Raw genomic sequence first — 13,940 nt, 5'->3', positions numbered from 1 at the left:
CGGTTTCGGCGAAGTTTAGCGCACGCAGTTCGCCAGCCCGAAAAGCGTGCCCCCGCGCAGCCCCCTTGCGGGCGTGTTTCGTGCCGAGGCGTCCGCCGCGCGCCAACGAGGCGCGGAACACGCCCGCAAGGGGGCGGATTTCCGCCACGAACGCTCCCGCCCGCGGGACTGAGTTCAGCCGAACAGCGCCGCGACTGCCTCCGGGTCCGACGGAAAGTAGAAATGCACGTAGGACGCCGTGAGCCGCCCCTGCCGGTAGATCGCCTCGCCTTCGCGCCCGTCCGGCGTCTGCGCGCGCACGAGGGGCGCGAGCGGCGTGTCGCTCTTCGAATAATGGAAAGTGTGGCCCGCGAGCCGGCCTTCGGGCAGTTCCGCCACCTGCATCCCGAGCGCCGCCAGGCGTTGCTGCATCACGGCGCGCCCCGGCAGCAGGCCGGCGAAGGCGTGCGCCTGCCCGGCCTTGTCGACGACCGTCTCGAACAGGCTCATCATCCCGCCGCACTCCGCGAGCAGCGGCTTGCCGGCGGCCGCGTGCGCGCGCAGGCCAGCGAAGAACTGCGGGTTGGCCGCGAGCGCCTCGCCGTGCAGCTCCGGGTAGCCGCCGGGCAGCCACGCGGCGTCGCAGTCGGGCAGCGCGTCGCCGGCAAGCGGCGAGAAGAATGCGAGCCGCGCGCCGAGCCCGCGCAGGGTATCGAGGTTCGCCGGGTAGATGAAGCCATAAGCCGCGTCGCGCGCGATCGCGACCGTGCGGCCGGCCAGCAGCGGCGGCAGTTGCGGCGGCTGCGCGGCGGAAAACGCGACCGGCTCCGGCAGATCGGCCGCGCCGGTCGCCGCGATGCCGTCGGCGAAGCGGTCGAGGCGCGCCTCCAGATCGGCGATCTCCGCGGCCTGCAGCAGGCCCAGGTGGCGCTCCGGCAGCCCCGCCTGCACGTCGCGCGACAGTGCGCCATACCAGCGCATGCCCGCGGGCAGCGCCGCGCGCAGCATCTCCGCATGGCGCGCGCTGCCGACGTGGTTCGCCAGCACGCCGGAGAACGGCAGGCCCGGCTGGTAGTGCGCGAGCCCGTGGGCCACGGCGCCGAAAGTCTGCGCCATCGCGCGCGCGTCGATCACCGCCATCACCGGCAGGCCGAAGCGGCGCGCGATGTCCGCCCCGGACGGGTTGCCGTCGTAGAGGCCCATCACCCCTTCGACGAGGATCAGGTCGGCGTCACGCGCGGCCTCGTACAGCCGCCACGCCGCGTCGGCCGCGCCGCACATGCCGAGGTCGAGGTTGTACACGGGCGCGCCGCTCGCGACCGCATGGATCTGCGGGTCGAGGAAATCGGGCCCGCACTTGAACACGCGCACGCGCCGCCCCTGCCGCGCATGCAGGCGGGCGAGCGCCGCGGTGACCGTGGTCTTGCCCTGCCCCGATGCGGGCGCGGCGACGAAAAGCGCCGGGCAGCGGACGATATCCGACACGGCGCCGCTCATTCCGGCTTCCCGCCGGGATGCACCGCCGTACAGCCCGCATGCGGCGGATGCACGGCCGGCGCGTTGTCGGGCGAGAACCATGCGAGCCGCGGATACAGGCCGACAACGTCGCCGACGATGGTCAGCGCCGGCGGGCGGATGCCTTCCTCTTCGACCACCTGCGGCAGATTCGCCAGCGTGCCGACGGCAACGCGCTGTGCCTGCGTCGTGCCGCGCTCGACGACGCCGGCCGGCGTGTCCGCCGGCAGGCCGTGCGCCACGAGTTCGCGGCAGATGTCGGGCAGGCGCGAGATGCCCATGTAGATCACCAGCGTCTGGCCACGGCGCGCGAGCATCGGCCAGTCGAGGTCGAGCGCACCGTCCTTGAGGAAGCCGGTCGTGAACACCACCGAACGCGCATGATCGCGGTGCGTGAGCGGGATGCCCGCATAGGCGGCGATGCCCGCCGCGGCGGTGACGCCGGGCACGACTTCGACGGTGATGCCGGCCGCGACGAGGACTTCCATCTCCTCGCCGCCGCGCCCGAAGATGAAGGGGTCGCCGCCCTTCAGGCGCACGACGCGCTTGCCCGCCTGTGCGAGCCGCACCAGCAGCTGGTTGATGTCTTCCTGCGGCAGCGTATGGTCGGCGGCCTTCTTGCCGACGTAGTGGCGTTCGGCCGACGCCGGCGCCAGATCGACGATGGCCGGGCTGACGAGATTGTCATAGACGAGCGCATCCGCGCCGGCGACGAGGCGCGCACCGCGCAGCGTCAACAGCTCGGGGTCGCCGGGACCGGCGCCGACGAGGTACACATGGCCGGCGGCAGGGCCGGGACGGGGATTGGGAAGTTCGGGAAGGGACATGCGGGTCTCTTCTGGATGATCGTTGAGTCTGGTTTTTGACAATGCTACGGGCGATCCGGCTTCAGAACGGCTAATTTGCCCCGAAACCGCCCCCGACGGAGCGTATCTTGCGCCTCGTTGGCGCGTGGCGGGCGCCTCGGCACGAAACACGCTCCGCCGGGGGCTGCGCTTTCCTGTATGCCAAGGCTTGCACGAGTAATGCTTCCACTCGTCAGAATTCCACGCCCGGCATCGCCTTCACGCCGGCGGCGAACGCATGCTTGACGAGGCCCATCTCGGTCACCGTGTCGGCCGCCTCGACGAGTTCCGGCGGGGCGGCGCGGCCGGTCACGATCACGTGCTGCGGCGCGGGCCGCGCGCGCAGGTCGGCGACGACCGTCGCCACGTCAAGATAGCGGTATTTCAGTGCGATGTTGAGTTCGTCGAGCACGACCAGCCCGATCGCCGGATCGCGCAGCAGCGCACGCGCCTGTTCCCACGCGGCCTCGGCGCTCGCGACGTCGCGGCTGCGGTCCTGGGTGTCCCAGGTGAAACCGTCGCCCATCACGTGCCACACGACGTCCGGCTGGCGACGGAAGAAGGCCTCCTCGCCGGTGTCGGAGCGGCCCTTGATGAACTGCACGACACCCACCTTCATGCCGTGGCCGAGGGCGCGCGCGACGACGCCGAAGGCGGCGCTCGACTTGCCCTTGCCGTTGCCGGTGTTGACCAGCAGCACGCCGCGCTCGACCTGCGCCGCGGCGATCTTCTCGTCGACCACCGCCTTCTTGCGTTGCATGCGCTCGGCGTGGCGGGTGTTCCTGTCCTTGTCCTGTTCGTCCATGTTCAGTCCGGAATGAAGAGTGTCCGCCCATCGGCGTCGAGGCGGCGGATCGGGTGATCGAAAGCGCGGCCGAGGTGCTCCGCCTGCAGGACCTCGGCGCTCGTGCCGGCGAGCACGCCGCCCTTGCCGTCGAGCAGGATCACGTGGTCGGCGAAGCGTGCGGCGAGGTTGATGTCGTGCAGCACCATCACGACGCCCCGCCCCTCGCCCTTGAGGCGCGCGAAGAGCTCCAGCACGGCGATCTGGTAGTGCAGGTCGAGATGGTTGGTCGGTTCGTCGAGCAGGAAGAGCTGCGGGGACTGCGTCAGCAGCATCGCGACCGACACGCGCTGCCGCTCCCCGCCGGAGAGGCTCAGGATGTCGCGCTCGGCGAAATCGGCGAGCCCCAGTTCGCCGAGCGCCGCCCGGGCGGCCTCCACGTCCGCGGCGCTCTCCCAGCCCCAGCGCCCGAGATGCGGGTGACGACCGATCAGCGCGGTCTGCAGCACCGAGGCGGAGAAGTGGTCGGGCTGCTGCTGCGCGAGGAGACCGCGGAAACGCGCGGCGGCGAGGCTGTCCCACTCCGCGTAGGGGCGGCCGCCGAGGCGCACCGCACCGACCGTGGGCGCGCGCAGCCCGGCCAGCGTATGCAGCAGCGTCGTCTTGCCGGCACCGTTGGGCCCGAGCAGCACCAGGCATTCGCCGGCGGCAAGCCGCAGGCTGAATTCGCAGCACAGCCAGCGTTCGCCGACCTGCAGCGCGAGGCGCTCGGCTTCGAGCAGGACGGGATCGCCGCCGGCCGTCATCCGTGCGGGTTCCGCGACAGCAGGAAGAGGAACACCGGCACGCCGATCAGCGCGGTCAGCACCCCGACCGGCAACTGCTCCGGCGCGACCACCGTGCGCGCGGCGGTGTCGGCGAGCGTCAGCAACGTGCCGCCCGCCAGCGTCGCCGCGGGCAGCAGCAGGCGCTGGTCGTTGCCGAGCGCCAGGCGCATCAGGTGCGGCACGATCAGGCCGACGAAGCCGACCGAACCGACCAGCGTGACGGCGGCGGCGGTCAGCAGCGAGGCGAGGATGTACAGCAGGTAACGCAGGCGCTGCACGCGCACGCCCAGCGCCTGCGCCGCGATCTCGCCGCGCGCGAGCACGTTGAGGTCGCGCGCGACGGGCATCGCGACGGCGAGGCCGACGAGCAGCACGCCGAGCGCCGGCCACGGCCGGGTCGCCCCACTCGCGTCGCCCATCAGCCAGAACAGCATCGACTGCAGGCGCGTGTCGGTGACGAGCGACAGCATCAGCGTCACCGCCGCGCCACAGCCGGCCGCGACGATCACCCCGGTGAGCAGGAGCCGCGTCTGCGTCCACGATCCGTCGCCGTGCGCGAGCCCGAACACCAGCAGCGTCGCCGCCAGCGCGCCACCGAAGGCCGAGGCGTCGACGAGCCAGGGCGCGAGGCCGACCAGGATCGCCAGCAGCGCCCCCACCGCCGCCCCGCCGGAGATGCCCAGCACGTAGGGGTCGGCGAGCGGATTGCGGAGCAGCACCTGCATCAGCGCGCCGGCGAGCGCGAGCAGCCCGCCGCACACGAAGCCCGCCACCGCGCGCGGCAGGCGCAGCTCGCGCACGACGTCCGCCGCCATGCCTTCGGCACCACGGAAGAGCGCAGCGAAGACCTCGCCGAAGGCGACCGGGAGGTCGCCCGCGGACAGGGCCCAGCCGAAGGCGAGCCCCGCCGCGACCACGAGCGCGGCAAGGACTGGCAGCACGGTCGGACGCGTCACAGCGTAGCGCCTGTCGGCGTCAGAACGACAGCTTCGCGCCGACCTTCCATGTACGCTCGAAGTCGACCGGATAGATCGCGTCGTCGCGCACCCAAGTGCCGTTCTTGTAGTTGAACAAATTGGACACAGCCGCATACAGCTCGACCTTGTCGAGACGATGACGATACGCAATGTCGGTCGATTGGTAGGCGCGCTGGCGCTGCTCGTTGTTGTTGTCGAAGTCGTCCGCTGCCCAAGTCTTGCTCCGCCAAGTGTGCGAAAGATAGAGATTATCCCGGTCGCTGACCGCAAAATTCAGTCCGAGCACGACGTTGTTGCGCGGCGCACCCGGCAACTCCTTTCCGTTGAAGGCACCGCCACCCATATCCTCGTGATCGATGATGGCGCGCGTCCACGAGTAGTTCAGCACGCCGGTCAACATCGGCGAAATACGCCATGTGTCCTGCACCTCCAGCCCGTACTTGTGCGACTTATCGAGGTTCGTATTGATATCGGTGAATGCGCTGGGCTTGAAATCGTAGATCTCGTCACGCAGTCCGGCATGGAACACGCCGAGCTTCAGACGATTGATGGGTAGCACATGATTCAGACCCAGGGTAAGGGTACGCACCCTCATTGGCTTAATAAAGCCGTTGAATTCAGCCCCGACCAGATTGAAATCCGCATCAAAAACCGGAACAAAGAATCGATCGATGTCCGGGGCCTGATACGAATAGTTGTAGTTGCCGAACACGGACAGAACGTCGTCGATACGGTAGTTTGCACCCAGATCCCAGGACGACAGCCGCTTGTCGTCCGTAAGCCCCGCGCCGGAGGACGGATCAAATTCATATTTCACCCGCTCACGCCGCGCACCGGCCGACAAAATCAGGCGACCGATTTCGTACTGTCCCTGGACGAACACCGCTTCGTTCTTCTTGCTCGTTTCGCTCGAAGCGTCGGCACGTTTGCCGTCGAAGGTTTGCAGGCCGGCAGTCACCGACAAGGCATCGCCAAGGTATTGCAGTGCGATATCGTCCGACAGGTAACGGTAGTCGAATCGGATGCTGAACTGCGGGAACTCCGAGCGCTTGTCCTCATCGATGTGCCGCGCTGTCAGGCGCCAATTCGGCGCAATATCGTAGTCGGCGCCAACCGCCCAGTAGCCGTCGCGGAAAAATTGGTGCGTGTAGTTGCGTCCGTTGTTCATCGCCGGGTCGTCGCGGAACTGGGAATGGGTCAACGAATTCGGGTAGCGCAGATCGATTCGGCCATCGCCCGCATCGAGGCTTAACTTGAGCTTGTCAATCGGGCGGCCGGTGAGGCCAATCCGCCAGTTGTCGGCCGTCGACGAATCACGATGCCCGGACGGATCCTTGTCGCTGAACCCGCCGCTCTTGTCGTGCTCGGCGGTCGCCGACACCGTGAAGCGCTCGCCGACGTATCCAGCCTGTGCGGTCGAGCCCAGCGCCGCATGGCTGCCGACATTGACGTCGATGCTGGCTCCGGTGCGCGGCTTGGTGTAGATCTGGATCGAGCCCGCAGTAGCGCCGTCGCCGTACGCGACCGATCCGCTACCCTTGGTGATCTCGATGCGGTCGATATCCTCAAGCGGAATCGCACCGATAAGCTGCGGGGCCAAGTCGATGTTGTTGAGACGGCGCCCGTCGAGGGAGATCACGACGTTCTCGAAGCCGTCGTTGGTACCGTAGCCGCGCATGTTGATGCTGGGCGTGAAACGGTTACCGAAGTTCGGCATCAACTGGACCGACGACTGGCGGTTGAGGTAATCGACAAGCGAAGTTGCGCCCGAGCGTTCAATGTCCTTGCGCGTGTGCACTTCAGAGGCATAAGGCGCCGCGACATCGGGGGTTTCGATGCGATTCGCGGTGACGATGATGGTCTCTAGTTGCGACTCGTCCAAGTCCTTGGCGATCGCTCCGGAGATGGAAGAGAGAAAAAGGCTCGTCACCGCGACGTAGGTTGCGGACAAACGGATGTTCATTGGGGTCTCCCTGCGCCGGAGTCAGCGTCCCCGCTCCCCGGTCGATTCAACAAGGAAGCACCTGGCGGGCACACGCCGAGCACCGCGGAACACCGCGCCCGTCGCCGCCTCCCCGCGGCACTTCCGCCATCTCGTGTCCGGGCCGGTATCCGGGCTCGTGGGCTGGCCGGGGCTCCATCGTGGAGTGCCGGACCGGTCGCATCGCCTTCCCGGACTCTCGTCCAGTGGCGGTTGGATGCGCCTTGCGTCCACTTACCGTTGCGGGGGCAGCACAGGCATGGCGTCGACGGCCCGGCGGGCCGTCCGCGCACCTGTTTCCCGTTTAACCCTCGGGCGGGAGTCGCCGTCGGGCACCTGAAAACACGTCGCGCCCAAAACCGGGCGCGACGCGGATAATAGCGCGTTCCGCGATTTCGCGCAGCGCAAAAAATCCAAGCAATTCCAAAGACATGCCCGCACACCTGATCCTCGGCGGCGCCCGCTCGGGCAAGAGCCGCCACGCCGAAAGCCTCGCCGCCGCGAGCGGACTGCCCGTGACCGTGATCGCAACGGCGGAAGCCCTCGACGACGAAATGGCGGCGCGCATCCGGCGTCACCGGGACGACCGCCCGGAAGGCTGGCGTACGGTGGAGACGCCGCTCGCCCTCGCCGCGACGCTGCGGCGCGAAGCGGTCGCAGGCCGCTGCGTGATCGTTGACTGCGTGACCTTGTGGCTGACCAACCTGATGGCCGGCGCCGACGACCTTCCCGCCCCGGCGGACGCCGGCCTCCTGCCGCTCCTGCAGGCCGAACGCCGCGCGCTGCTCGACATCCTGCCGGCGCTGCCCGCGCAGGTGCTGCTGGTCGCCAACGAAGTCGGCCTCGGACTGGTCCCGGAAACGCCGCTCGGACGCCTGTATCGCGACGAAGCCGGGCGGCTCAACCAGATGCTCGCGGCCGCGTGCGAGCGCGTCACCTTCGTCGCCGCCGGCCTGCCCCTGGCACTCAAGGGCACCGCCTGACGCGCGTACCCGGGAACGCTTATTCACACGCGGTACGATAGCCTCTTAGAATTGGGCCAACGTGACGAATTGCACGACAAGGACTTCATGGGCCACGCGACACCACCGGCGAACGCACCAGGCAGCGATCGGTTCACGCTCCCTGCCGCTCGTCCACCGCTCGTGCTTGCTGCGCTGCTGGCGATTCCGCTCGCCGCATCCGCCCAGGGCAGCGCGGGCGCCGACGCGGGCCGCCTGCTGATGAACCTGCCCGTCACGCTGTTCTACGCCGGCTTCGCGGTGGCCCTGCTGCTGTACAGCCTGCTGCAGTTCGCACACAGCAAGGATCGCGACTACCTCGAATATGCCGGATTCGCGCTCGGGACGGGGCTCGGGCAGGTCGCGGCCGGGATCGTCCATGGCTTCGCGCCCGACGCGCAAGTCGACAACTGGGCGAAGGCGGCGGAACCGGCGGGGCTCGCCCTCGCGGGGTTCAGCGCGGCGATGTTCACGCGCGAATTCCTGCGCACCCCGACCCTGGTGCCGCGCGTCGACATCGCGCTGAAGACCTTTGCCGCCATATTCGCTATCGCGCTGGCGGGTGCCTTCGTGCTGCGCGACAGCTATCCGGACACCGTCGTCGCGGGCATCGGCCCCGCCTTCGCCCTCCTCGCGATCGGCTGCGGCCTGCACTGCCGGCAGCTGCGCGCGCCCGGCGCGACGCTGCTCGTTGCCGGCTGGTCGGCAATGCTGGCCGCCGCGGTGCTGTACCTGCTCGCACAGACGGGACTGCTGCGCGGCGACGGCCCGGTCACCTACGCGATGCAGCTCACGTCGGCGCTGGGCATGCTGACGCTGGCGCTGGCGCTGGACGAGCGCACCGGCGCAAACTGGCGCGAGCGCGCCATGCGTTCCGCGGACGAGATCGCAAGCCTCGAGCACACGATCGAAGCGCTTCAGGCGTCGGAGCAGCTGCTGACGCAAGGCATGGCACGGCGCAGCCTGGAAATCGACGCGCTCACCGAACGCCTGCAGGAAGGCGAGCAGCGCTTCCAGCAGACCTCGCACCTCGATCCGCTCACCGGCCTCGCGAACCAGCTCCTGCTCACCGACCGCATCGACCAGGCCGTCATCCGCGCGAAGCGCCACAACACCCGCACCGGCGTCGTGCTGCTGGACGTGGACGAGTTCACGTCGATCAATGAAACCTACGGACGGGAAGTCGGTGACGAGATCCTGAAGACGGTCGCCCAGCGGCTGCGCAGCCTCGTGCGCGAGCAGGACACCGTCGCGCGCCCCGAGAACGACCAGTTCGTCATCGTGCTCGAGGAAGTGTTCGACGTCGACGACCTGCAGCGCGTCGCGAACACCGCGGCTGCCGCGATCGGCGAGATCGTCCATATCGCGGATCAGACCTTCATCCTCGATGCGTCGATCGGCTGCGCGCTCTCCTCGAACAACGCCTGCGATGCCGCCACCCTGCTCAAGCAGGCCGGCAAGCTGATGCGCCGCGCCAAGGAAGGCAAGCGCCTGCACCGCCAGCAGGACGGGGCGCACGGCATCCGCCAGTCCTGAGGCGGGGGTGCCGGGCCGCGTGCTAACATCGCAGCCCTCTCAGGCCACACGCCCCCCGCAATCATGACATTCCGGATTCACGCGCCCGATCGCACGCTCGCGGACCAACTCCAGCAGCGCATCGACAACAAGACCAAGCCGCAGGGGGCGCTGGGCCGCCTGGAGCCGCTGGCGCTGCAACTGGGCCTGATCCAGCAGACGCTCACCCCGGAGATCCGCCAGCCGCACATCATGGTCTTCGCCGGCGACCACGGCGCGGCGCGCGCGGGCGTCTCCGCCTTCCCACAGGATGTGACCTGGCAGATGGTCGAGAACTTCCTCGCGGGCGGCGCGGCGATCAACGTCTTCAGCCGCCAGCTGGGCCTGGGGCTCACCGTCATCGACTGCGGCGTGAATCACGAGTTCGGCGCGCGTCCGGGGCTCATCGACGCGAAGCTCGGCCCGGGCACGGCGAACTACCTGGAAGAACCCGCGATGAGCGCTGCGCAATGCGAGGCGGCGCTCGCGCGCGGCCGCGAACTCGCGCATGCGCTGGCCGCGAACGGCTGCAACGTCGTCGGCTTCGGCGAAATGGGCATCGGCAACACCGCCGCGGCCTCGCTGCTGACGCACTGCCTGATCGGCGAGGGGGGCAACGGCGGCGGCGCCGACCTCATGACCGTGACCGGCCGCGGCACCGGCCTCGACGATGCCGGCCTCGTGCGCAAGCGCGAACTCCTCGGCCAGGCGCTCGCGCGCGGCGGCCGCCCGACCGATCCGCGCGCGGCGCTCGCCGAATACGGCGGCTTCGAGATCGCCGTGATGGCCGGCGCGATGCTCGGCGCGGCCGAAAAGCACATGACGCTCCTGATCGACGGCTTCATCGTCACTTCCGCCCTGCTCGTCGCGCACGCGATCGCGCCCGAAATCCTCGACTACTGCGTGTTCGCGCACCGCTCGAAGGAGCCGGGCCACACCGCGCAGCTCGCGCACTTCGGCGTCGATCCGCTGATGGAGCTGGACCTGCGCCTGGGCGAAGGCACCGGCGCCGCGCTCGCCTTCCCGCTGCTGCAGGCGGCGGCGAACTTCCTCAACGAGATGGCGAGCTTCGATTCGGCCGGCATCAGCGGGAAAGGCCACTAAGGAGCTCCACCTTCACGCGATGCGCTACCAGCTCGAACTCTTCTTCACCGCGCTCGGTTTCTTCACCCGCCTGCCGGTGCCCGCCTGGGTGCCCTGGTCGCCCGAGCGCCTGAACCACGCCGCGCGCTACTTCCCGCTCGTCGGCTGGGTCGTCGGCGGCATCGGCGCAGCGAGCTGGCTCGCGCTGGTGCAGGTCTTCCCGCCCAGCATCGCGGTGCTGCTGTCGATGGCGGTGACGATCCGCGCGACCGGCGCCTTCCACGAGGACGGCTGGGCCGACGCCTGCGACGGGCTGGGCGGCGGCTGGGACAAGGCCCAGGTGCTCGCGATCATGAAGGACTCGCGCATCGGCAGCTACGGCACCGTCGGCCTGCTGCTGATGCTGCTCACCAAAGCCGCCGCGCTGATCGAACTCAGCGCCACGGGCGATGCCGCCGTCGCCACCGCGCTGCTCGTCGCGCATCCGCTGTCGCGGCTCGCCTCGACCTGCCTGATCCACACGCTGGCCTACGTGCGCGAGGACGAAACCGCCAAGGCCAAGCCGCTCGCGCGCCGGCTCTCCGGCCCGGAACTCGCGACTGCCGCGGGCTTCGGCGTCCTGCCGCTCGTGCTGCTCGCGCCGCAGGAAATCGCCGCGGCGCTCGTCGCGACCATCGCCGTGAGCGGGTGGGCCGCGCGCTACTTCGTGCGCCGCCTCGGCGGCTATACCGGCGACCTGCTGGGCGCCACGCAACAAGCCACCGAACTCGCCGCCTACCTCGCGATCCTCGCGGCATGGAACTTCACCTGATCCGCCACCCCCGGCCCGACGTCGCGGCCGGCGTGTGCTACGGGCAGGCCGATGTCGGCCTCGCCGAAGCGGCCGACGCCGTTGCCGCGCGCCTGCGCCCGGTCCTTCCAGAAAGCTTCGCGCTGCACGCGAGCCCGCTCGCCCGCGCGCGCCTGCTCGCCGCCGAGCTCGGCACCCCGGCGCTCGACGACCGCCTGAAGGAGATGCACTTCGGCGAATGGGAGCTGCGCGCCTACGCCGAGATCGGCGCCGCGATCGATGCCTGGGCCGAGGACCCGCTCGGCTTCCGCGCCCCCGGCGGCGAGTCCGCGCACGAGATGGCCGCGCGCGCGCTCGACTGGCTCGACAGCCTGCTCGCCGCGGCGCCGCGCGAGCCGGTCGTCGTCGTCGCGCACGGCGGACCGCTGCGCGCGATCGCCGGGCACCTGCTGGGTTTGCCCGCCGAACGCTGGCTCGCGCTGGACTTCGCCTGCGGCCATGTCACGCGCATCGACGTCGCGGACTGGGGCGTCGTGCTGAAGTGGTTCAATCGCTGAAACGCCGCGCGATCCCCGGTTCGTGGGATAATTGCAGACTTTTCAACGCGCTACCCACCCCTTGTCCTCCCCGATGCTCCCTTCCCTGCCCGATTTCTCCGCGGGCCGCGTCCTGATCGTCGGCGACGTGATGCTCGATCGCTACTGGCACGGCTCGACGACGCGCATCTCGCCCGAAGCGCCCGTGCCGGTCGTGAAGGTCGAAGGGGACGAATACCGCGCCGGCGGCGCCGGCAACGTCGCGCTCAACGCCGCCTCGCTCGGCGCCGGCGCGGAACTGGTCGGCCTGGTCGGACGCGACGAGGCCGCGCGCCTGCTGCGCGAGCGGCTCGAAACGGGCGGCGTCGCGTGCCGCCTGCTGGAAGCGCCGGCGCACCCGACGATCACCAAGCTGCGCATCATCAGCCGCCACCAGCAGCTGATCCGCCTCGACTTCGAGGACAGCTTCGCGGTGCTGGAAAGCGCCGGCATCGAGCAGTCCTTCGAAGAGGCGCTCGCCGCGGCCGGCGCTGTCGTGCTGTCGGATTACGGCAAGGGCACGCTCGCGCAGGTCGGCAGCCTCATCCGCGTCGCGCGCGCGCACAAGGTGCCGGTGGTCGTCGACCCGAAGGGCATGGACTTCGGCCGCTACTGCGGCGCGACCGTGATCACGCCGAACCAGGCCGAATTCGAGGCAGTCGTCGGGCATTGCGCCGACGAGGCCACGCTGCGCGGCCGCGGCGAGGCGCTGCGCGAGGCGCTCGACCTCGAAGCGCTGCTCATCACGCGCTCCGAGCGCGGCGTGACACTGCTGCAAAAGGGCCGCGAGCCGCTCGACCTGCCCACCCGCGCGCGCGACGTGTTCGACGTCACCGGCGCCGGCGACACGGTCGTCGCGGTGCTGGGCGCCGGGCTCGCCTGCGGCCTGTCGCTGCCCGACGCGACCGCGCTCGCGAACATCGCCGCCGGCGTGGTCGTCGGCAAGCTCGGCACCGCGACCGTGAGCCGCGCGGAACTGCAGGACGCGCTCGCGAGCACGCATTGAGCGAGGACCCATCATGTACATCGTGACCGGCGGCGCCGGCTTCATCGGCAGCAACATCGTGCAGGGGCTCAACGCCCGCGGCATCGACGACATCCTGGTCGTGGACGATCTCACCGACGGCCGCAAGTGCCTCAACCTCGCCGACGCGAACATCCGCGACTACCTGGACAAGGACGACTTCCTGCGCCGCCTCCAGGCGGGCGAGGATTTCGGCACCGTCGAGGCGGTGTTCCACGAGGGCGCGTGTTCCTCGACCACGGAATGGGACGGCCGCTTCGTGATGGCCGTGAATTTCGCGTACAGCAAGGCGCTGCTCGGCTGGTGCGTCGCGCGCGGCGTGCCCTTCCTGTACGCCTCGTCGGCCTCGGTCTACGGCATGGGGCCGACCTTCCGCGAGGCACGCGAGTTCGAGCGCCCGCTCAACATGTACGCGTACTCGAAGTTCCTGTTCGACTGCCACCTGCGCCCGCAACTCGGCGCCATCCGGAGCCAGGTCGCCGGGCTGCGCTACTTCAACGTCTACGGCCCGCGCGAGCAGCACAAGGGCAGCATGGCGAGCGTCGCCTTCCACTTCAACAACCAGCTGAACGAATCCGGGCGGCTGCGCCTCTTCGACGGCTGCGACGGGTACGGCCCCGGCGAACAGTTGCGCGACTTCATCCACGTCGATGACGTCGTCGCGGTGAACCTGTGGCTGCTCGACAACCCGCAGGTGAGCGGCATCTTCAACGTCGGCACCGGCCGCGCGCAGACCTTCAACGCGGTCGCGCGCGCCGCGATCAACTGGCGCAAGGGCGGCGGCATCGACTACATCGCCTTCCCCGACCACCTCAAGGGCCGCTACCAGAGCTTCACCGAAGCCGACATCGGCGCGCTGCGCGCCGCCGGCTACGACAAGCCCTTCATGCCCGTGGAGGACGGCGTGCCGCGCTACCTCGACTGGCTCGCGCAACGCGCGTGAACACGCCCCCTTTTTCGATGACGACAACGTTTCCGACTCCGCAGGCACGGCGGCGTGCATGG

Annotated in this window: 13 protein-coding genes and 1 riboswitch; of the genes, 7 read left to right on the top strand and 6 right to left on the bottom strand. The window is 69.5% G+C overall.

The genetic code is table 11. The features are described from left to right. Nucleotides 1-174: 174 nt before the first annotated feature. From CDA09_RS02655 to CDA09_RS02630, 6 genes are all read right to left on the bottom strand, one after another. A complete protein-coding gene (locus CDA09_RS02655; RefSeq protein WP_121427208.1) occupies nt 175-1,476 on the bottom strand; it encodes a cobyrinic acid a,c-diamide synthase CobB in 1,302 nt (433 codons plus the stop codon). Further along, a complete protein-coding gene (gene cobA / locus CDA09_RS02650; RefSeq protein WP_121427207.1) occupies nt 1,473-2,321 on the bottom strand; it encodes a uroporphyrinogen-III C-methyltransferase in 849 nt (282 codons plus the stop codon). The genes CDA09_RS02655 and cobA overlap by 4 nt, the downstream gene beginning before the upstream one ends. Before the next feature lie 211 nt (nt 2,322-2,532). Then, nucleotides 2,533-3,144: a cob(I)yrinic acid a,c-diamide adenosyltransferase gene (cobO, locus tag CDA09_RS02645; RefSeq protein WP_121427206.1), complete on the bottom strand. Its 612-nt coding sequence runs from the start codon at nt 3,142-3,144 to the stop codon at nt 2,533-2,535. A 2-nt stretch (nt 3,145-3,146) separates the two neighbouring features. Beyond that, nucleotides 3,147-3,929 carry an ABC transporter ATP-binding protein gene (locus tag CDA09_RS02640; protein WP_121427205.1) on the bottom strand — a complete coding sequence of 261 codons (783 nt, stop codon included), beginning with the start codon at nt 3,927-3,929 and terminating at the stop codon, nt 3,147-3,149. Continuing rightward, complete coding sequence (locus tag CDA09_RS02635; protein ID WP_286164358.1) at nt 3,926-4,906, bottom strand: FecCD family ABC transporter permease; 981 nt, start codon at nt 4,904-4,906, stop codon at nt 3,926-3,928. The genes CDA09_RS02640 and CDA09_RS02635 overlap by 4 nt, the downstream gene beginning before the upstream one ends. Before the next feature lie 19 nt (nt 4,907-4,925). Continuing rightward, the gene (locus CDA09_RS02630) at nt 4,926-6,890 is read right to left on the bottom strand and encodes a TonB-dependent receptor (protein WP_121427203.1); all 1,965 of its coding nucleotides are present in this window, start codon (nt 6,888-6,890) and stop codon (nt 4,926-4,928) included. Nucleotides 6,891-7,015: 125 nt separating this feature from the next. Then, a riboswitch (cobalamin riboswitch) is annotated at nt 7,016-7,253 on the bottom strand. 86 nt (nt 7,254-7,339) lie between these two features. Between CDA09_RS02630 and cobU the strand changes: the two genes are divergently transcribed. The 7 genes from cobU (at nt 7,340) to rfaD (ending at nt 13,878) form a co-directional block, all read left to right on the top strand. After that, nucleotides 7,340-7,891, top strand: coding sequence for a bifunctional adenosylcobinamide kinase/adenosylcobinamide-phosphate guanylyltransferase (cobU, locus tag CDA09_RS02625; protein WP_121427202.1), 552 nt, complete (start codon nt 7,340-7,342; stop codon nt 7,889-7,891). 51 nt (nt 7,892-7,942) lie between these two features. Continuing rightward, nucleotides 7,943-9,445 carry a diguanylate cyclase gene (locus CDA09_RS02620; protein ID WP_121427201.1) on the top strand — a complete coding sequence of 501 codons (1,503 nt, stop codon included), beginning with the start codon at nt 7,943-7,945 and terminating at the stop codon, nt 9,443-9,445. A 63-nt stretch (nt 9,446-9,508) separates the two neighbouring features. Continuing rightward, on the top strand, nt 9,509-10,567 hold the full coding sequence (gene cobT / locus CDA09_RS02615; RefSeq protein WP_121427200.1) for a nicotinate-nucleotide--dimethylbenzimidazole phosphoribosyltransferase: 1,059 nt from the start codon (nt 9,509-9,511) through the stop codon (nt 10,565-10,567). A gap of 19 nt (nt 10,568-10,586) precedes the next feature. Continuing rightward, nucleotides 10,587-11,357 (top strand): adenosylcobinamide-GDP ribazoletransferase, encoded by a 771-nt coding sequence (locus tag CDA09_RS02610; protein ID WP_121427199.1) that lies wholly within the window; start codon nt 10,587-10,589, stop codon nt 11,355-11,357. After that, entirely contained in the window at nt 11,342-11,893 is a 552-nt protein-coding gene (gene cobC, locus CDA09_RS02605) for an alpha-ribazole phosphatase family protein (protein ID WP_121427198.1), read from the top strand. Before CDA09_RS02610 ends, cobC begins: the two co-directional genes overlap by 16 nt. 73 nt (nt 11,894-11,966) lie before the next feature. Next, complete coding sequence (rfaE1, locus tag CDA09_RS02600; RefSeq protein WP_121427197.1) at nt 11,967-12,917, top strand: D-glycero-beta-D-manno-heptose-7-phosphate kinase; 951 nt, start codon at nt 11,967-11,969, stop codon at nt 12,915-12,917. Between the two features lie 13 nt (nt 12,918-12,930). Next, nucleotides 12,931-13,878, top strand: a complete 948-nt coding sequence (rfaD, locus tag CDA09_RS02595) for an ADP-glyceromanno-heptose 6-epimerase (RefSeq protein ID WP_121427196.1) — start codon at nt 12,931-12,933, stop codon at nt 13,876-13,878. Nucleotides 13,879-13,940: the final 62 nt, after the last annotated feature.

Origin of the sequence: Azoarcus sp. DN11 (assembly GCF_003628555.1) — a bacterium.
Taxonomy (GTDB): domain Bacteria; phylum Pseudomonadota; class Gammaproteobacteria; order Burkholderiales; family Rhodocyclaceae; genus Aromatoleum.
Note: the sequence above shows the minus strand (reverse complement) of the source record. Positions and strands in the feature narration are given on the sequence as shown.